Origin of the sequence: Vibrio lentus, from assembly GCF_002875945.1 — a bacterium.
Classification (GTDB): Bacteria; Pseudomonadota; Gammaproteobacteria; order Enterobacterales; family Vibrionaceae; genus Vibrio; species Vibrio apostichopi.
Genome location: NZ_MCZK01000090.1, coordinates 10,631 through 30,118 on the forward strand (window position 1 = coordinate 10,631; position 19,488 = coordinate 30,118).

Annotated in this window: 12 protein-coding genes; 9 read left to right on the forward strand and 3 right to left on the reverse strand. The window is 45.5% G+C overall.

The features are described 5' to 3' along the window. Window positions 1-7 precede the first annotated feature (7 nt). Entirely contained in the window at window positions 8-3,145 is a 3,138-nt protein-coding gene (putA, locus tag BCT49_RS05785) for a bifunctional proline dehydrogenase/L-glutamate gamma-semialdehyde dehydrogenase PutA (protein ID WP_102434496.1), read from the reverse strand. Between the two features lie 181 nt (window positions 3,146-3,326). Next, window positions 3,327-4,151 (reverse strand): helix-turn-helix domain-containing protein, encoded by an 825-nt coding sequence (locus tag BCT49_RS05790; protein WP_102434497.1) that lies wholly within the window; start codon window positions 4,149-4,151, stop codon window positions 3,327-3,329. 492 nt (window positions 4,152-4,643) lie between these two features. On the opposite strand from BCT49_RS05790, the gene BCT49_RS05795 reads away from it, so the two are divergent. The 3 genes from BCT49_RS05795 to BCT49_RS05805 all read left to right on the forward strand — a co-directional run bounded on the left by BCT49_RS05795 (window position 4,644) and on the right by BCT49_RS05805 (window position 8,953). Next, the gene (locus BCT49_RS05795; protein WP_102434498.1) at window positions 4,644-5,747 is read left to right on the forward strand and encodes a PEGA domain-containing protein; all 1,104 of its coding nucleotides are present in this window, start codon (window positions 4,644-4,646) and stop codon (window positions 5,745-5,747) included. Between the two features lie 217 nt (window positions 5,748-5,964). Continuing rightward, on the forward strand, window positions 5,965-7,794 hold the full coding sequence (locus tag BCT49_RS05800) for a formylglycine-generating enzyme family protein (protein ID WP_102434499.1): 1,830 nt from the start codon (window positions 5,965-5,967) through the stop codon (window positions 7,792-7,794). Window positions 7,795-8,170: 376 nt separating this feature from the next. Continuing rightward, window positions 8,171-8,953, forward strand: coding sequence for a PAS domain-containing protein (locus tag BCT49_RS05805; RefSeq protein ID WP_372166432.1), 783 nt, complete (start codon window positions 8,171-8,173; stop codon window positions 8,951-8,953). A gap of 82 nt (window positions 8,954-9,035) precedes the next feature. On the opposite strand, the gene pdxH is transcribed toward BCT49_RS05805, so the two are convergent. Continuing rightward, window positions 9,036-9,671, reverse strand: a complete 636-nt coding sequence (gene pdxH / locus BCT49_RS05810; protein ID WP_004732548.1) for a pyridoxamine 5'-phosphate oxidase — start codon at window positions 9,669-9,671, stop codon at window positions 9,036-9,038. Between the two features lie 166 nt (window positions 9,672-9,837). Here pdxH and BCT49_RS05815 point away from each other — a divergent pair, with 166 nt between their 5' ends. The 6 genes from BCT49_RS05815 to BCT49_RS05840 all read left to right on the forward strand — a co-directional run bounded on the left by BCT49_RS05815 (window position 9,838) and on the right by BCT49_RS05840 (window position 19,426). Beyond that, window positions 9,838-11,784: a sensor histidine kinase gene (locus BCT49_RS05815; RefSeq protein WP_102434500.1), complete on the forward strand. Its 1,947-nt coding sequence runs from the start codon at window positions 9,838-9,840 to the stop codon at window positions 11,782-11,784. Between the two features lie 66 nt (window positions 11,785-11,850). Beyond that, window positions 11,851-13,146 (forward strand): sigma-54-dependent transcriptional regulator, encoded by a 1,296-nt coding sequence (locus BCT49_RS05820; protein ID WP_102434501.1) that lies wholly within the window; start codon window positions 11,851-11,853, stop codon window positions 13,144-13,146. Window positions 13,147-13,258: 112 nt separating this feature from the next. Continuing rightward, window positions 13,259-14,650, forward strand: a complete 1,392-nt coding sequence (locus BCT49_RS05825; RefSeq protein ID WP_102434502.1) for an HlyD family type I secretion periplasmic adaptor subunit — start codon at window positions 13,259-13,261, stop codon at window positions 14,648-14,650. Window positions 14,651-14,709: 59 nt separating this feature from the next. Next, window positions 14,710-15,378: a transglutaminase-like cysteine peptidase gene (locus BCT49_RS05830; protein WP_029223589.1), complete on the forward strand. Its 669-nt coding sequence runs from the start codon at window positions 14,710-14,712 to the stop codon at window positions 15,376-15,378. 5 nt (window positions 15,379-15,383) lie between these two features. Then, on the forward strand, window positions 15,384-17,294 hold the full coding sequence (locus tag BCT49_RS05835; protein ID WP_102434503.1) for a bifunctional diguanylate cyclase/phosphodiesterase: 1,911 nt from the start codon (window positions 15,384-15,386) through the stop codon (window positions 17,292-17,294). A 17-nt stretch (window positions 17,295-17,311) separates the two neighbouring features. Continuing rightward, complete coding sequence (locus tag BCT49_RS05840) at window positions 17,312-19,426, forward strand: type I secretion system permease/ATPase (RefSeq protein ID WP_102434504.1); 2,115 nt, start codon at window positions 17,312-17,314, stop codon at window positions 19,424-19,426. Window positions 19,427-19,488: the final 62 nt, after the last annotated feature.

The window sequence follows — 19,488 nt, forward strand, 5'->3', positions numbered from 1 at the left end:
CTGCTCCTTATGCCTTGTCTTGTGATTGAGAAAAATGAACATCAGTAAAGCGATATAGGTAGTGAGGACCACCCGCTTTAGGGCCTGTACCCGACAAACCTTGACCGCCAAATGGTTGTACACCAACAACAGCGCCTACTTGGTCACGGTTGATGTAGCAGTTACCCACGCGCACGTGTTTTTCGATCCAACGGTAAGTTGTCTCGTTACGGCTGTGAATACCCATGGTTAAGCCAAAGCCCGTTTGGTTAATTTGCTCTACCACTTGCGCCAATTCACTCGCTTTGAAGCGAACGATGTGCAGCACAGGGCCAAACTGTTCTTCTTTCAAACAGCTGATGTCATCGATTTCAAATGCACTTGGTGGAACAAAGTCACCATGTTCACAATCAGAGCCTAAAGAAAGTTGAGCTACTTTCTTCTGGGTATTGGTCATGTTTTCTAAGTGCGCCAACAACTTCTGTTTCGCATTTTGGTCGATAACCGGACCAACATCCGTTTTATGAAGATGCGGGATACCAACACTCAGTTCGTCCATTGCACCGTGAATCAATCCAACCACGCGGTCTGCAATGTCTTCTTGGATGTAAAGCACACGCAATGCAGAACAACGTTGGCCTGCAGAAGCAAACGCAGAACGAATCACATCACGAACCACCTGTTCAGGCAGTGCAGTACTGTCGACGATCATTGCGTTCTGACCACCTGTTTCCGCAATAAACGGAACAGGCTTAGCGTTACGACTTGCCAGTGACACGTTGATGCGTTGCGCTGTTGGTGTTGAACCCGTAAAGGCAACGCCAGCAATCGCATCATGGCTTGTAAGTGCGCTGCCGATCTCAGCACCACGACCCGGTAGTAACTGAATAGTGCCAGCAGGGAAACCCGCTTCGTTCATCAATTCAACCGCGCGAGCTGCAATCAAGCTTGTTTGCTCAGCAGGTTTTGCCACAACCGTGTTACCCGCGACCAGTGCCGCTGTAATTTGGCCAAGGAAGATAGCTAGAGGGAAGTTCCAAGGGCTGATACAAACGAACACACCACGACCTTGTCGAGAAGCGATTCGTGTTTGGCCATCAAAACCTTTTAGTTCGAAACCTTGTAGGTTGTCAGCTTGCTTTGCGTAGTAACGACAGAAGTCGACCGCTTCACGTACTTCATCAACGCTATCGTGAATTGTCTTACCCGCTTCTTGATGACAAATCGCCACCAGCTCAGCCAGGTTGTCTTCCATCAGGTCAGCAAGCTTATCAAGTGCAGCCGCTTTGGTTTCAACCGAAGTCGCGTTCCAATCAGCGAATGCCGCGTCTGCGCCGGTGATTGCTGCGGAAACATGATCAAGGTTAGCGAAAGCCACCTGACCCACATTAATACGACGATCGTAAGGTGCGGTGACTTGCTCAACGTTCTGATCAGCCTTGATCATGCTTTCGGCAAGAGATTCACCGTTGATCACAGGGCCAGCAGTCCATTGATTATTGAGGAATGTTTTTACCTGTGCTTCAAACTGATGCGCTTCACTCTCGATATCAATGTTCACACCGTAAGAGTTCTTACGCTCAGGGAATACCGCCGGTGGCAATGGAATCTTAGTGTTGTGCAATGTATCGAATGCCAGCAGCATATCGACAGGGTGTTGAGTCAGCTCTGCCACAGGGCAACGCGCATCCACTAAACGGTGTACAAACGAGCTGTTTGCACCGTTCTCTAGCAATCGACGTACTAGGTATGGCAGTAAATCTTTGTGGCTGCCAACCGGTGCGTAGATACGTACCGACTGTTGGTAAGCTTCCATCGCATGATTGTAAAGAGAATCACCCATGCCGTGTAAGCGTTGGAATTCAAAGTCTTTGTGCTCAGTCATCACTGCGATAGCAGAAACCGTGTGAGCATTGTGGCTCGCAAACTGCGGGAAGATATTGCCACGAACACTTGGGCTCAGTAGGTAACGCGCACATGCAAGGTAAGCTACGTCTGTCGCTTCTTTACGTGTGTAAACTGGGTAATCAGTAAAGCCAGCTTGTTGTGACCATTTGATTTCGCTGTCCCAGTAAGCGCCTTTTACCAAGCGAAGTGGGATTAAATCGCCCTGCTCTTTCGCTAAGCGGTTTAGCCATGCTAGAACCGGTAGTGCACGCTTTGAGTAAGCTTGAATAACCAGACCAAATTTACCCCAACCTTTTACAAGGTCAGTGCGGTACAGTTTTTCGAATAATTTAAGAGAAAGCTCTAGGCGATCCGCTTCTTCAGCATCAATCGTAATCGCAACATCGAGCTCTACTGCTCGGTGCAATAGCTGCTCTAGCGTGTCGCAAAGTTCCGTCAATACGCGTTCTTCATTCGCCACTTCATAACGTGGGTGAAGCGCAGAAAGCTTGATAGAAACAGACGGTGCTGGACTCGATTTTGAAGAGACATACGTGTCTCGACCTACGGCTTCAATCGCCATGAGGTAATCTTTGAAGTATTTGTTTGCGTCTGCAGTGGTCAGTGCCGCTTCACCTAGCATGTCGTATGAGTAGGTAAAACCTTTGTCACGCATAGACTTACCGTTCTTTTGCGCTTCAGCAATGCTGCGGCCAAGAACGAATTGGTGACCCATTACCTTCATCGCTTGGTGCATCGCTTTACGAATCACCGGCTCAGAAAGCTTGTTCACTAAACGGTTTACTGCTTGACCTGCACTCTGCTCGTTAGATGAAAGTCCAACCACCTTGCCTGTTAGCATTAGGCCCCAAGTTGATGCGTTAACAAAAACTGAGTCAGAATTCTTCAGGTGAGATTTCCAATCCGCAACGCTAAGTTTGTCGCGAATCAGTGCATCAGCCGTTGCCGAATCAGGAATACGCATCAAGGCTTCCGCCAGACACATTAGCAAGATGCCTTCTTGAGTATCTAAACTGTATTCAAGCAACAAAGCGTCGATCATCTGAATAGATGTTTTATCCGCACGGATAGACTCAATCAACGACGTCGTTTTGTCTGCAATTTGCTGCTTTTCAGACTCAGAAGGGGTAGCTAGCGGCAGAAGTTGCTCTAGCCATTGGGTTTCATCCACCATATATAATGGTGAGATAAGCGTCCAAAGATCATCAAGCGACTGCTCGTTGAATTCTGGCTTTAACACATCAGTAGCTGTAAACATGCGTTTTCCTTAATCTCACACCCGAAAAGAGTTCGGGATCTCTACAATGGCTGCAGTGTATTTAGAGTATATAAGGATTACTTGTCAAAAACTCCGAGTTTTTTGCTAAAAACTCGCTTTATTAACAAAACAAACACAAGGTCACATATGAAACTTTAATATAATATGCCGTTTTGTTTTTTTATTTAACAGAAATTTGCTTTTTGTATTGAGATGGTGACATGCCTTGAAGGCGAGAAAAGGTGTGAGTAAAGGAAGATTGACCGGAGAAACCAGCCAGTTCAGCGACCTGACCAAGGCTAAGATTCCCTTGTTCAATAAGGCGTCGAGAGCGGTCGATACGCTTACCTAAAACATATTGGTGTGGGGTTATGCCCATTTGATCTTTGAAAAGCATGTGGAACTGGCTTTCACCCAAGAACACACTGCCCGCCAATTGCGCCACAGAGATTTTGTTTGCTAAATGTTGCTCGATATAGCGATCCAACGCTTCTAGATCAAAACGAGAATCTTTAATCGAGGTTTCAAATGCCGAGATGTGTCTCTGTAGCAGCGCAACCACCGTGTCATTGCACGCGCGGCTCAATAACAGATCATCAGGGCTCGCCTGCATCTCTTGCACTAACATGTGAATAAGCTTTTGAATTTGTGCATCTAATTGGAAATAGATGTTGGATGATGCCAGCTGGTTTATCTTCTCTAACATCAAAGGGTCATCGTCGCTCGGCATTGGCATATTAAGCACCAAGATATCCGACTGACCAACTACCCCACCGAAAGCATGATCAGAGCTAGCGGTAACCACACAACCCTGTCCGGGCCCAACCAGATTACCTTTACCACTGACTTCAAATTCTGCCTGACCTTTTAAACCTATCACCACCTGAGAATAATGGTGTTCATGACAATCCATATGCGATGGCAGTGTAATGATCTCTGCGGGGCGAGGGCCAGTAAGGCCTAGCGGGGACAGGTCTAGATTTGGAAAAGGTAAAGGTTTTGGCATGACAGCAAAATATTCAGGTCGACATACTAAGAATAATACTCTGAAATCTTCATAAGATGAATTTGTAAATGATCATCAGAGCTATTTCCTACCTTAGAGGCATGATCATCGTTGCGATCCTCTTGATCATGCCTCCGGAAAGATGATCAAGAGTGTACAAACTACGGCCATTGTAAAACCAATCGTTCCGGTGAGTTTAGGGGCTTACAGCACTCATACAAGCAAGCACACCAGCTAGTAAAACCATGTCATCAATAAATACTTTGTCGCCTCAACATAATGAATAAATTTTCTTATATAGCTCAAATAATTGGCGATAAACCTGCAAAAAGTGTATCCGAAGTACCGAAACTTGGCTTTTGAGTAGATTGGATAGCAATAAAACGGTATAAAGACGGGTACTGTGTTAATTGCTAATAACTAGTGACTCACAACTAGGAAGTAGACACTTTATTAACGAGCCAATTTTCAATCTACAAGTTGCAGGGACCTATGACTAACTTTCGAATTTCAGCGCTTTTACTTGCGCTATCCCCACTTTGGGTATCTGCATCGGTATCCGCTGAAGAACTGAATCAAGTCGATCCCGTTTCAGCTATCGATGCAAAGCTAACAGAGAAAAACTCAGATATTGAGCGTATTTCAGCAACCAAAGTATCGGCGACTGAAAACCTAAAACAACTACAAAACAAAAATAGTAAGTTGTTGCGCGAAGGTGAAGAACTTAAGGCAAAACGTAACAGAGCTAAGTCTGTACTAGACAAACAGTACAGTCGCTTACTTGAAGATCCAGAAACGGATTTGGTCTCTTTCCAGAAAAGCTACCAAGATGCTTGGGCAGCCGTTAAAGAGAATCAATCGTCTCAGCTAGATAACCAACAAGCGATGAACGAGGGTGAAATTCACCTTTCTCAAATCAAGCAAAAGCAAGCTCGTCTAAATAATGAGCTGGCTAACTTGAGAGAGTCAAAAGTTGAAGCGCGCGTTAAGCGTATCGCAACAGAACTTCGTGAAAGTGCGGTTCTTGAAACCAGCTACACCACGACTTGTGCATCAACAATGACACTCGGTGAATGTACATCTCAAGGTAAACACCTAACGAACCAAAAAGCCGTTCAAACGTTCAAGAGCCAATTACTTGAGCAGCTCACAGAAAGCACACTCGCGAAGCAAAACTTGCAGGGTGTTCAACTGAACATTCATGTTCAAGACAGCCAAGCAATCAAGAGTGGTTTCTCTGGCAACAACGCATACTTCATGCAGATACAAGCTCAGCTTCAAGCTAAACCAGAAGCCATTGCCGCTTGTAACTTGTTGAACGTGTCTACACGCTACTGTTTAACAGGCAGCCAAGCCGCTGTCGTTAAAAAAAATGACAAGCAGTGGGCTAACGTGACGGTTCGTTCTGATCAGTACAATGATTCAGTCACCATTAACGGCATCAAGTATGGCAGCACACCAATTGAGGTTGCACTACCAAGCGGACGTCACCAAGTAACCATTTCAAAACAGGGTTACGAATCTTACAACCGCTCTGTCACCATCAATGGTAGCGATACCATCTGGGTTAAGCTTCTTCCTAGCAAGCAAAGCTAAGTTGGGTATTAAATCCGATATAAACAGCTAAGCCCGTTGAGATTGAAATAGCCGTGCCTGTTTCACAAAGCTGAATGAATAGTCGCCATTTTGTTGATAGTTATAAACTGTATGATCGCCATAAACTGTATGGTCATTATAAACAATAGCTTCAGACGAAATGGCGTTTTCGTTTAGAATATTTGATTAACCTAAATTACGATTGAAGTAGCCCATCATGCGCCAAGGTTTTCCAGCTCTACTATTTGCACTTGCTCCCTGCTTAATGACACCGGCTGTTTTCGCTGAAGCAACACCACCAGCGATCACGTCATCGGTCACCGACATTGAAAGCGCGCTTTTCGAAAAGCATGCCGACTTAACGGCTGTCGAGAAAAAGCTCGCAGACAAACAAACTCAAGTCGATAACCATGCACAGCAATCTGCGCGTGTAGCAAAGCTGACCGCTAAAGCAGAACAAGACCTAGCAAAAGCGAAAGCGAACCTAGAGCAAGATTACGCTCGTATGATTGATGAACCTGACTTTGATATTTCACTCGCTCAAAACGCTTTCCAAGGGGCTTGGAAAACCGTAAAAGAGAACAAGCTTGCAATGTCTGACTCTGAACAGAAACAGCAAGGCTTGGTGATGGAACTCGAGGCTATTCAAGCAGAGAAAGCAGCAGCAGAAGCTTCAATCGCAAATCTTAATCAAGACAAACTAAGAGCAAGAGCCGAGCGACTAAGAAACGAGATCACTCAAACGCAAGAACAAACCGTCAGCTTTACCAATCGTTGTAGCAGCGACATGACACTGGCGCAGTGTTCGGACCAAACCGTGACCTTGGCACTTCAAAAAGCCGTAAAGCAATTCCAACATAGCCTCGTAGACAACGCGACTGAATCGAAAGCCGTGAAAGAGCACCTAGCGTCGGCTTCGTTGAATATTCATGTCCTGCAACACAAAGTGAAATCCTCTGGCTTCTCTGAAGATAACCGTTACCGAGCGGTAATTGCTGCGAATCTAGAGACTCGTCCAGACAAGAACACACCTTGCCGTCTACTGGGTATTCAGTCATCAAACTGTTTCACACAAAGCGAGCAACAAGCCAACGATCAGCAAAAAGAAGTCGCTTGGGTTAACTTGGTGGTTCGTTCAAACCAGTACAACGACAAAGTTTCTATCAACGGCGTGAAATATGGCAGCACCCCCGTTGAGGTGATGTTACCTACTGGTCAGCACATGATCACCATCGAGAAAGAAGGCTACCTTTCTTTCCATCAAGAATTGAAAATCGCTCGCGATCACAACCTCAGAGCTGTATTACGCGCAAAACAAAACTCATTGAATGTTGGCACCAAGTTCGCTGATCCAATGAAAGCCAACGCTCAAAGCCCAGAAATGATTGTGGTCGGTTCAGGTCGTTACTTGTTAGGTGAAAACAACGCACAACAAGTCACCATTAAGAAGCCTTTCGCGCTTGCAGCGACACCAATACGAGTACGAGACTTTAAAGCGTTTGCAGAAAGTACAGGCTACGAGACAGACGCAGAGTTAATGAATACCTGCGACACCTTTACAAACGCAGAAATAACCTCAGTATCAGACAAGCATTGGCAAAACCCAGGCTTTAAACAACAGGACGACTCTCCCGTTGTTTGTGTTAGCCAGAATGATGCCAAAGCTTATACGCGTTGGTTGTCTAAAAACACCGGCTTCACTTATCGTCTACCCACACCACAAGAGTGGGAAGCGGCAGCAAGAGCAGGCCAAGATACCAACTTCTGGTGGGGCAACGAATTCAAGTCTGGCAAAGCGAATACAGGCTGGGCTGGCACACCTTGGTCAAACGTCAGCACTTCACCAGTTAAGTCGTTCTTACCAACGCCAACGGGCTTCTACGACATGGTTGGCAACGTATGGGAATGGACAACCACTCAGAAAGGTTTAGCAAAAGGCGGAGCGTGGAGCTTCTCACCTGAAGAAGCTAAGGTCTTTAATGAACTGTATGTAGCGCCTTCAACCGCAGCCAATTACCTAGGATTCCGAGTAGTACGAGAGCTATAAGCGCTCGATTACTTGCTCAAGGTTTTATAATATTTACTCTAGGTTCTCAATTCTCACATTGAGCGGCGTTTATAGGGGAATTCCCCCCTTATGCATAAGCACTCCTAGGAGTAGATTCATCGATAGAGTAGTAAGTCACTCTGGGTATCTAGCTGATGCCTCAGGTTAATTTGCACGACCCTCGCGAATTGACCTGAAAATCTTCTACATGTCGACAAGGCATATCTTGTCTTTAGCCAGCCCTTCTTCAGGCTGGCTTTTTTTTGCCTATTTATCCTCCCTTCCGTTCAGCTATTCCCCTCAAGGCAGACACTTAATCAACGATCCGTTTAATGACTGTTCAGCGTCTCCGGCGGGCTCGTCGTTCAGCCCCGAATTGGCATTGCAGCTCAATAAGAAACTGATATCATCATTGTGTCGTAGCTTACGAGATAAAACCTTGCCAGAACCTCTCAACTCCATACATCGCTCTTTATTTGAACAACTTCCAGGCTGCTGGGGCTGTAAAGATACTGAGTCCGTTTTCGTCTACGCGAATCTCGCTTACAACCAATTAATTGGGTTGATGCCGGGTGAAAGTTGCACTGGCTTAACCGATTTCGATATGCCGAGCCAAACAACCGAATGCGCGCAAGACTTCAGAGCTCAAGACAAACATGTGATGGACACACGCTGCACGCTCAAGATCCTCGATATTCATCCTTATCCAGACGGGCGTTGGCACGCACATATCTTTACCAAGACCCCTTGGCTTGATGACAATGACAACGTCCAAGGCACGATCTTCTATGGTCAAGAGCTCACTGATACGGCCATCTTAGAGGTTGGTCATTGGGTGTGTCAGGCGACGTGTGAGAAAGGAAATCAAGCATCGATAGCGGGCTCAAAACCGCGAGTGTCTAAGCTGCAAAAGAAGCTGACGGTACGAGAATCAGAAGTGTTGTTCTTATTGCTGTTCGGTAAGAAACCCCAATACATTGCACTGACGTTGAATATCTCAATCAAGACCGTCGAAGGCCATGTCGCGAGATTAAAGCAGAAGTTCGATGCTCGCAGTAAAAGCCAGTTGATTGAGTTTGCGTTGGATTCAGGACTAGGTTCAGTGATCCCAGAAACCCTGCTCAAAAAACAGATCTCGGTGGTTCTGCACAGTGACTAAGTAAAAATGAGACAAAAAAATACCGTTGATGTGAATAAACGCAAAATCAACGGTATCTTTTGATTGGTACAACAGGTTCGAACTATGGCGCTAGGCGATCGATATCCCAGCTGTTGTCTTGACGTGAGAACAAGAAGCGGTCATGCAGACGGTGTTCACCACCTTGCCAGAACTCAATGCTATCAACACGTACTCGGAAGCCACCCCAGAAAGAAGGCACCGGGATCTCTCCCTTCGCGAACTTTTGTTTAAGCTCTAAATACTTACCTTCCAAGATCCCACGCGCAGAGATACGGCTACTTTGCTTACTCGCGATGGCAGCCAACTGGCTCTCTTTCGGGCGAGATGAGAAGTACTTCATGTTTTCCATTGCTGTCAGCTTTTCAGCGGTACCAGTAATGTGAACTTGTCGCTCAAGAGGGTGCCAAGGGAAATGCAGGCTGATCTTACTGTTGTGCTCAAGTTGGTGCGCTTTACGGCTACCCAAGTTGGTGTAAAAAACGAAACCGTCTTTATCAACATTCTTCAGCAAAACAATTCGTTGGAATGGCTGACCATTTTCATCAACCGTGGCAACTGTCATGGCAGTAGGATCAGTCATCTTAGCTTCGATGGCTTGCTCTAACCATAGATTGAATTGCTCAATAGGGTCTGCGGCTAAGTCTTTACGTCTCAGTCCACCCTTAGCGTATTCACGACGAATATCTGTCAGTTCCATTTCGTTGCTCCTTTTAATTTTTTGTGATTCTGCGCTGTAATCCTTTGAAACACAAGTCTAAGCCGTGGTTTTGTCTTACAGAAAGCGTTCGGTGTTAACAAGATCTCGGTACTCAAACTATCATATTGATAGTCTATATATAAACGGATCATAAGCTGAGATACCAGTGACTAAAAAACGGCCTAACCTTCTAACACCCTTTGTTTTATTCTCATTGTTGTTAGGCATAGCAGGGCTGAGTGCAACCCACTTTGTGGCCGTGCAGTACCAAGAAAAAATCGTCGCGCAGCAGCTAAATGAAGCGGCCAACAAAGCCAATCTGCAAATCGATTCTGAACTCGAAAAATTCAAACAAATTCCTGACTTGCTTAGCCACGATCCACGCTTGCTCTCTTATTTTGATGAAACAGCTCAAGCAAGCAAAATCACGACCATGGAACTCAATAAGTTACTGTTTGATTGGTCGAATCAGAGCCAAGCTGACACCATCTACATTCATGACCAAAGTGGCACAGTCGTCGCATCAAGCAACTACCAAAAACCGCGTACCTTTGTAGGTGAAAACTTCTCATTTCGTCCCTACTTTGCGTCTGCAATCAAAGGCGATAAAACCCATTATGTTGCCCTTGGCGCGCGCTCAAATGTGCGGGGATACTTTTTATCGTCACCGCTGTATGTCGCCGACAACATCGTTGGTGTCATCACCGTTAAAGTTAGTTTAGAGAATCTTGAGAACATCCTCACCAGCGATGACTTTGAGATCGTGGTACTCGATTCGAATCAGGTGGTGTTTCTTTCTAGCCAACACGATTGGCTTTACCAATCATTGTTGCCTTTAACTCAAGCACAACAACAAGAAATTGCTCGTAATCGCCAATACGGTCAAAGCCAAATATCGATCATTGACACCTTTCAAGCCTCATCAGAGATTAATGGCAACAGCAGCAACCCGTCGACAAACAATCAAACACAACTGATGACTAATCAGCTCAGCAGGTTAGGCAGCTTTAAACTTTACCCAGCCTCAACCAGCAATAATCAGTACCAAGTGGTTGCCTTAAAAGAAACCAAGGCCGAGTTACGTAAAGTCTTGCAGATAGACGCCATCTTTCTGGTTATCTACAGCTTAGTCGTGCTCATTGCTTGGTCTTGGCGTCAAACTTACTTAGCTAAGGTCGCGTTAACTCAATTGAACCAGAATTTAGAGCAAACCGTTGATAAGCGAACTCACTATTTAAAGCAGTCTAACGACCAACTTCAGCAGACGATTTACCAATATCAAGAATCTCAGTTAAAGCTCAAGCAGACAGAGCAAGAGCTGACACAAACCGCCAAGTTAGCCGTGCTTGGAGAGTTGTCAGCCAGCATCAACCACGAAATCAACCAACCGCTTGCGGCGCTAAGAACCTACAGCGAAAACAGCCTTAAACTGCTTGAGATGGAGCGCACAGACCTAGTTAAAAGCAACCTTGAGAAAATGATTGGCCTCAACAGCACCATTACCGACATCATCGCGCGGCTCAAAGTCTTTACTCGCAAGGTCACCAAACAAGAACATCACGTCGCCAACCTGCATCAAGCAGTCAACAACTCGACCAGTATCCTGAGCGCTGTCATGATCAAGCAAGGCATCACGCTTCGATTGAGTACCATACCGGATGATCTCAATATCGCCATTCATCCAACCGAGCTCGAACAAGTGTTGGTGAATCTGATTCACAACGCGACTCAAGCGCTTCAGCAGCACTCAATCCAACAACTGGCATTCCAACAACAGGCACCTCAGCAACAAGATCGGCTACATCAAACGATGGAGCAGCAATCTTTAGAACATCAAGCCTTAACCCGACAAGCGAGCCCGCAGATTGGAATTGAATGGCAATTGCACAATGACACCTGCAAAATCACGGTTTGGGATAACGGGATAGGAATGGCTGACGACAAGCTGAATCAACTGTTCGACCCATTTTTTACCACCAAACCAGAAGGCTTAGGGTTGGGGCTGTCGATATCGAAACGCATTATTGAAGCGTATAACGGCACCATTACTGCGACCCAACACCAACCATCGGGAATGATGTTTACGCTCGATATTCCGCTTTATCGAAATTAGGGCTAATCCCCTGTTATGAATCATTTTATTTAACTGTAAATGCTAAGGACACCGCTTTTGCAATCTATGCCAAAACTCTATTTTGTTGACGATGAGCCAGCAATTCGAGACTCAGTAGAACAAGCCATGCTTATTGAAGGCATCGATATTGTCTGCTTTCCCAATGCCATTGAGGCAATGAAGAAGATCAACATTGCTCAAGCCGGAATTGTGATCACCGATATTCACATGCCAGTGATGGACGGCATTCAATTTACGCAGCAGTTGCTCAGCCATAACCCCCACTTTCAAGTGATTGTGCTCACCGGACATGGCGACGTGCAGACCGCCGTATCAGCAATGAAATCTGGCGCTTACGACTTTTTAGAGAAGCCATTTGTTGTCGATGCTCTGCTCACCGCAGTAAAAAAGGCTGCGGACAAACTGGCCTTAGTTGAAGAGAACAACCTGCTGAGAAAAGAACTGGCGATGCAAAATCAGGTGGGGCCAAAACTGATAGGGCAATCTGCTTCGATGCAAACCCTACGTCGGGAATTAATCACCTTAGATACCAAAGCCAACCCGCTATTGTTGTTTGTTGGAGATTTAGGAACAGGAAAAAGAATCACAGCACAGTACACGCACGATTTACACAGCCATCAAACCGCTGAGCTTTGCCCTGTCGCCGCATTCAATTTACCGCGCAATGACCAAGCTACGTTTGATCAGTTTGTTCTGCAATTATTCCTAAAACATCAGGGCGGAACACTTTATATCCATGAAACAGAAGCATTAACTTCGCAGCAATGGTTATGGTTAGCCGCTCTAAAACCCACTTTACTTCGTGAAAACTCATGCAAGACCAATGCAACTTGTATCATTATCGCAACTACAGTAGTTCCTACTACAATTACAGGTGAACTGCGCCGATTTAATTTATTACCCTTGGCACAAAGAACAGAAGATATTGGCTCTTTGTTCAAGCATTTTGCTCGCGGTGCAGCCAGTCGATATCAGTTACCGCCGCCCGTTATCACAGAAAAAGAGATTCAACGGTTGATCGCAACCCATTGGAGCGAAAACATTCGACAGCTTCGCCAACACGCTGAGCTCAGAGTGCTGACACAAGTAAAGCAACCTGCTCTCGACAGTGATGATAATGAGCAAAACGACGAAAACCAGCTTGATATGAGCCCTGAAGAGCAGCAACAGTCATTAAGCCAACGTACTGATAGCTTTGAACAAATAATCTTAATCGAGGCGTTACATCGCCATCAAGGACGATTGAAAGAGGTGCAACAAGAGCTCCAAGTCTCTCGAAAAACGCTGTATGACAAGCTGAGGAAACACCAGCTCGATAAGACGGATTTCAAAAATCGATAACTCTTAAAAATTATATAAATTCAAAGATTTAAACGAACAAATTCTTAACATTTCTTAGAACTAAGAATACACTCAATAGGCTTGCACCTTTATTCAGCACACAAGGACTGTTATGAGTCAGAAAAATTTCAGCAAATTGAACGATACCGAACTTGAGTACGTCGATGATAAAACAGCGGCATTGCTACTCAATACGCCAACCAGCGCGCGTATAATGTTGTGGGTAATCATTCTGTTTTTTGTTGCTGCTATTGCGTGGGCGAATTGGGCTGAAATAGACAAAGTCACCGTTGGCCAAGGCAAGGTCATCCCTTCCTCTCAAATCCAAGTGGTTCAAAACCTTGAGGGTGGCTTAGTTAAAGAGATATTGGTTAGAGAAGGCCAACGAGTTCAAAAAGGTCAACAACTACTGTTGATCGATGACACTCGTTTTCGTTCCGACTTCCGTGAACGCGAACAGCAAGTTGCCAACTTAACCGCCAACGTATTAATGCTTTCAGCCTCATTAACCAGTGTTGTTATCGACGAAGAGTTCTCTGTAGCAGAGTGGAAAAAAAGTGTCTTACTCGACTACGGTAAACTGGCTTTCCCTCCAAAACTTTACGAGCTTCAACCAAAACTGGTGAATCGCCAGAAAGCAGAATATCGTCAAGACCTGAATAACCTTAAAAACCAACTTTCGGTTTTTGATCAACAGGTTGAACAGAAACAACAAGACCTAATTGAGATTAAGGCGCGTGTTCGTAACCTAAAACAGAGCTACCAATTTGCTCGCCAAGAACTGGATATCACCAAACCGCTTGCGGACGAAGGCGTGGTACCAAGAATTGAATTACTCAAGCTGCAAAGACAAGTGAACGATACTCGCCGAGAAATGACCTCAAGCGAGCTCAAAGTCCCTCTTCTACGTTCTGCCATTAAAGAATCCATGCTTAGCCGAATCGATGCCGCGCTGAACTTCCGCTCAGAGCAGCAAGAAAAACTCAACCAAGCACAAGACAAACTCTCTGCATTAACCGAATCCGCAGTCGGCCTTGAAGACAGAGTAAACCGTACTGTCGTGGTATCTCCGGTAACAGGCACAGTCAAAACTCTTGGCATTAATACCGTCGGTGGTGTTATCCAACCGGGTATGGACATCGTTGAGATTGTACCGACAGAAGACTCTCTATTGGTTGAAGCGAAAATCGCCCCACAAGATATCGCTTTCCTACGTCCAGAATTGACTGCCATCGTTAAATTCAGCGCCTATGACTTCACTAAATACGGTGGTCTGGAAGGCGTGTTAGAGCACATCAGTGCCGATACTACTCAAGATGAAGAAGGCAACAGCTTCTACATCGTGCGTGTACGTACAGAAAAGCACAATTTTGGACAAAACGAAGAGCTGCCGATCATTCCTGGTATGACAGCTTCAGTGGATATCATCACAGGTAAGAGAACCGTTCTTGAGTACATGTTGAAACCAATACTTAGCGCTCAGAACAATGCACTAAAAGAGTAAGGACGCTTGATGCTTAACACTGCTATTCAATGCGCAACCCAACCCCAAGAGCGAAGGCTATGAAGTCTCGGCTCTCGCTTTTGCTGTTGGTCCTCACCTCTTTTACCTCTGCGGCACTCAATAAGAGTGACCAACGTTGGATTGATGCTGTCTCTGAAACCTATGGAGAGAGAGCCGCTAAGCGAGTCACCACATGGCGCTCAAATATTGCGGCCTATGGTGGATTAAGCGAAAGGGAAAAACTCGAATCCATTAATCAATTCTTCAATCAAATGTACTTTGTCGATGACAGCATACTTTGGGGAAAGAACGATTACTGGGCAACGCCACTGGAGTTCTTAGGCAGTAACGCGGGTGACTGTGAAGATTTCACCATCGCGAAATACTTCTCTTTGCTCGAACTGGGCGTGCCAGACAAAAAATTAAGATTGGTGTACGTAAAAGCACTCGAGTTAAACCAATTCCATATGGTGTTGGCGTACTACTCGAAACCAAGTGCAGAGCCACTAATTTTGGACAACTTAAACCCTGAGATAAAACGCGGTTCCAAGCGCGGCGACCTACGACCAATTTACAGTTTCAATGGTAAAAACCTTTGGTTGATCAAGTCGGCAGCAGGCAGCGGTAAGCTCGCAGGGAAATCTTCAAGATTGAGCTTATGGAACGACTTACGTTCTCGTGAGCGCTCTCTAAAATTAAACAAACCCATTATCAATTACGATGAGTAGGTACAATGACTTTATATAAACAGCTTGTGGTCGGGATGGTTGCGGTGTTCATACTGCTGATGACGTCAGTTTTTATGATCGAATTCAATACCACCCGTGGATACTTAGAGGAGCAGCAACGCTCTGAGGTAAGTAATACCATTAATACTGTTGGACTGGCTCTCGCCCCTTACCTAGAAGAAAAGGACAAGGTGGCAGTGGAGTCTGTTATCAACGCCCTGTTTGATGGCAGTTCTTACTCCGTCGTTCGATTGATTTTTCTAGACACCGGAGACGATATTCTTCGCTCTTATCCTGTGAAATCAACAGGAGTGCCAGAATGGTTTACAAGTTTAAATCTATTTGAACCCGTTCATGACCGCCGCGTGATCACCAGTGGCTGGATGCAACTGGCAGAAGTTGAGATCGTGAGTCACCCAGGCCCTGCTTATGATCAACTCTGGCAAGCATTTACCCGCTTACTAACCATCTTTGGGTCGATCTTCTTGCTGGGTTTGATCTCCATCTCATGGATCCTTAAACGTGCGCTGCGCCCTCTCTCATTGATCATTACAAAAATGGATCAGATCGCCAAGAATCAGTTTGGTGAACCATTGGTTCGTCCGAAAACAAAAGATTTGATCTTAGTGGTTGATGGTATTAACCACATGTCTACTCAAGTTGAATTAGCGTTTAAAAACCAAGCCAAAGAAGCTCAGAAGCTACGTGAACGCGCGTATATCGACCCTGTATCTCAATTGGGTAACCGCGCTTACTACATGTCTCAGTTAACTCAGTGGTTAGAAGAGTCAAGTTTGGGTGGTTTAGCGGTACTAAAAGCCGAGTTTATTAGTGAAGAGTACGATGAAAAAGGCTACCAAGAAGGTGATGCCTTGGTTCACCAACTGGCTGAACAGTTACAGGCGTCAATTTCATCACCAGATATCACCATCGCTCGTATTTCGAGTGACGAGTTTGGCTTCATTATGCCAAACATCGACGAGAACGAACTTAAACTCGTCGCGAGCAGCATTGTAAACTGCATTCAAAACCTAGGTTCAGATCCAACCGGTATGGCGAACCCACACATTGCGCTTGGTGTCACATACAGCAACAAACGTAAAACCAGTACCGAAATCATGTCACTGGTGGATAACGCGCTCTCAAGTGCCAAAGCGAACCGTGAACTTAATTATGGTTACGTCACAGCAGACGATCATGGCGCTGTGATGGGTAAACAACAATGGCGTATGTTGGTTGAAGAAGCGATCATCAACGACCTAATCACCTTCCGTCTTCAGGCTGCAAACAATGCCTTTGGCAAAACCTATCACCAAGAGGTTTTCTCTGCGATTGAGAAAGACGGTGTTCGTTACGGTGCTAACCAATACCTATACGCACTAGAGCAGCTTGAAATGAGCCATATTCTCGACCAATACGTTATCGAGAAGATGATCGAAAAGCTTAATGCGAAAGAAGTAACAAGCCCTGTTGCTATCAATATCTCACCAAGCAGTATTTCTCAACCAAGCTTCATCCGTTGGATTGGTAAAACCCTTGAGCACAATGCCTCAATCGCGCACCTACTCCACTTTGAGATCCCAGAGAACTGTTTCATCAACGTTCCGCACTATACCGCGCTGCTGTGTAACACCATTCGCAACGCTGACGCGGTGTTTGGTGTCGATAACTACGGACGTAACTTCCAATCACTGGATTACATCAACGAATACCGCCCGAGCTATGTGAAGCTGGATTACCTGTTTACTCATAACCTTGATGATGAAAAACAAAAATTCACATTAACGTCGATCTCAAGAACGGCTCATAACCTTGGCGTAACGACCATTGCGTCACGAATTGAAACTCAGACTCAGCTTGATATTTTGTCTGATAACTACGTAGAAGTGTTCCAAGGCTTCATTGTTGATAAATAGTAGTAAGGTTATATCGCATGCAAGATCCACTATTGAACTCACTGATCTACGTTAGCCGATATTACGGGTTAGCTAACTCGCCCGAAGCATTGATCAATGGGCTGCCACTATCCGATGGAAAGCTCACCCCTTTCCTATTCCCTCGCTCTGCTGAGCGTGCGGGATTAGTGGCGAAAGAAAACCGTTCTGACCTAGAAAGCATCCCTCATCTTATTTTGCCTGCTGTTTTACTTCTCAAGCAGGGCGAGGCATGTGTTCTTAATAGTATCGATTTAGAAAAACAAGAAGCCGAGATCATCACCGCGGAAAGCGGAATGGTACCGATCGTCATTCCCGTCGAGGAATTGAAAGAACAGTTTATTGGCCGATATTTCTTGGTCAAAAAACAGTTTCGTTACGATGAGCGCTCACCAGAGATTCTCAAAACACGTCAAGGTCACTGGTTCTGGAGCACGATTTGGGAATCGAAGAACATTTATCGAGACGTACTGATCGCATCCATCTTGATCAATGTCTTCGCCATCGCGGCACCGATGTTCACTCGATTGGTGTACGACAAAGTGGTACCCAACCTCGCCTTTGAAACCTTATGGGTGTTGGCGAGCGGGATCTTCGTTGTCTTCCTTTTCGATCTGCTTTTGAAATTGATGAGAAGTTACTTTATTGATGTAGCGGGTAAGAAGTCAGACATTCTGATCTCATCCAAACTATTCAGTAAAGTTCTCGGTATTCGTATGGAAGCAAAGCCGGCTTCGGTCGGTGCTTTTGCGAAAAACTTGCAAGAGTTCGAATCGATTCGTGAGTTCTTTACCTCAGCGACGATTGGCTCGTTAATCGATTTACCATTCGCTCTGATGTTCCTGGCTCTAATTTGGTTGATGGCAGGAAATCTGGTGTTTGTTCCTGTGGTCGGTGTTGTCGTTCTGATCATCTATGCGTTATTAATCCAAGGCCCGCTGCGTCGAACCATTGAAGAAGGTTCACGCCTTGCTTCTCAGAAATACGCAAACTTAATCGAGAGTCTGGCGGGGTTAGAAACCGTTAAACTTTTCAGCGCTCAAAGCCAATTCCAATTCCGTTGGGAAGAAGCAGTAGCGCACATGGCGAATTGGAACATCAAAAGTCGCCGCATTACTGACAGCATCCAAAACACCGCAGGCTTTGTTCAGCAAAGTACCAACGTCGGTATGATCATTTTTGGCGTGTATCTAATTGCAGAAGGCGAGCTTACGATGGGTGGCTTGATTGCTGCAACCATGTTGAGTGGCCGTGCGATTGGACCTCTTGTTCAACTTTCATTGCTTTCGACGCGTTACAATCAGGCGAAATCTTCGATGACCTTAATCGAACAAGTGATGTCGATGCCTGACGAGCAGGAAGAAGGAAAGCGTTATATCCACCGTCCTATCATTCAAGGTCGTATTGCACTGGATAAAGTAACCTTCCATTACCCTGATTCTCCGGTCGCGTCAGTGAGAGATCTGAGTCTAACCATTACTCCCGGTGAGAAAGTAGCGATTATCGGCCGTATCGGTTCAGGTAAAACAACATTAGAACGCTTGATAATGGGCCTCTACAAGCCCACAGAAGGTCATGTACGTATTGATGACACCGACATGGAGCAACTTCACCATGTCGACGTACGACGCAATATAGGCTGTGTACCGCAAGACAGTAACTTGTTCTACGGTTCAGTGAGAGACAACATCACATTAGGTCGTCCATTGGTTGATGATCGCGATGTGATGGATGCCGCTAACCGTGCAGGCGTTACTGCTTTCACTCAGCAAGATCCTGCGGGCTTAGAACGCCAAGTCGGTGAAGGTGGTGGTTTGCTATCTGGTGGTCAACGTCAGGCTATCGCGATTGCTAGAGCCTTCCTCGGTCGCCCACCAGTACTCTTGATGGATGAACCAACCAGTGCCATGGATAACCGTTCTGAAATGCACATCAAGCATCAGCTTAGCCAACTGTTACCTAGCGAGACTTTAATTCTGATCACGCACAAGACTTCTATGTTAGACATTGTTGATCGAGTGATTGTGATGGAGAAAGGCAGCATTATTGCCGACGGTCCCAAAGCACAAGTGCTGTCTGATCTTAAACAAGGCCGAGTAAGAGCAGCAAGCTAGCACAAACCTTGTACGCCAAGTTGCTAAATCTGAGCGGCTAAATCAAAACCGTCAGACCAAAA

What these genes read in the sequence shown, in the direction of transcription:
- putA (WP_102434496.1), bottom strand. Translation starts at nt 3,145, where the DNA reads ATGTTTACAGCTACTGATGTGTTAAAGCCAGAATTCAACGAGCAGTCG.
- BCT49_RS05790 (WP_102434497.1), bottom strand. Translation starts at nt 4,151, where the DNA reads ATGCCAAAACCTTTACCTTTTCCAAATCTAGACCTGTCCCCGCTAGGC.
- BCT49_RS05795 (WP_102434498.1), top strand. Translation starts at nt 4,644, where the DNA reads ATGACTAACTTTCGAATTTCAGCGCTTTTACTTGCGCTATCCCCACTT.
- BCT49_RS05800 (WP_102434499.1), top strand. Translation starts at nt 5,965, where the DNA reads ATGCGCCAAGGTTTTCCAGCTCTACTATTTGCACTTGCTCCCTGCTTA.
- pdxH (WP_004732548.1), bottom strand. Translation starts at nt 9,671, where the DNA reads ATGGAACTGACAGATATTCGTCGTGAATACGCTAAGGGTGGACTGAGA.
- BCT49_RS05820 (WP_102434501.1), top strand. Translation starts at nt 11,851, where the DNA reads ATGCCAAAACTCTATTTTGTTGACGATGAGCCAGCAATTCGAGACTCA.
- BCT49_RS05825 (WP_102434502.1), top strand. Translation starts at nt 13,259, where the DNA reads ATGAGTCAGAAAAATTTCAGCAAATTGAACGATACCGAACTTGAGTAC.
- BCT49_RS05830 (WP_029223589.1), top strand. Translation starts at nt 14,710, where the DNA reads ATGAAGTCTCGGCTCTCGCTTTTGCTGTTGGTCCTCACCTCTTTTACC.
- BCT49_RS05835 (WP_102434503.1), top strand. Translation starts at nt 15,384, where the DNA reads ATGACTTTATATAAACAGCTTGTGGTCGGGATGGTTGCGGTGTTCATA.
- BCT49_RS05840 (WP_102434504.1), top strand. Translation starts at nt 17,312, where the DNA reads ATGCAAGATCCACTATTGAACTCACTGATCTACGTTAGCCGATATTAC.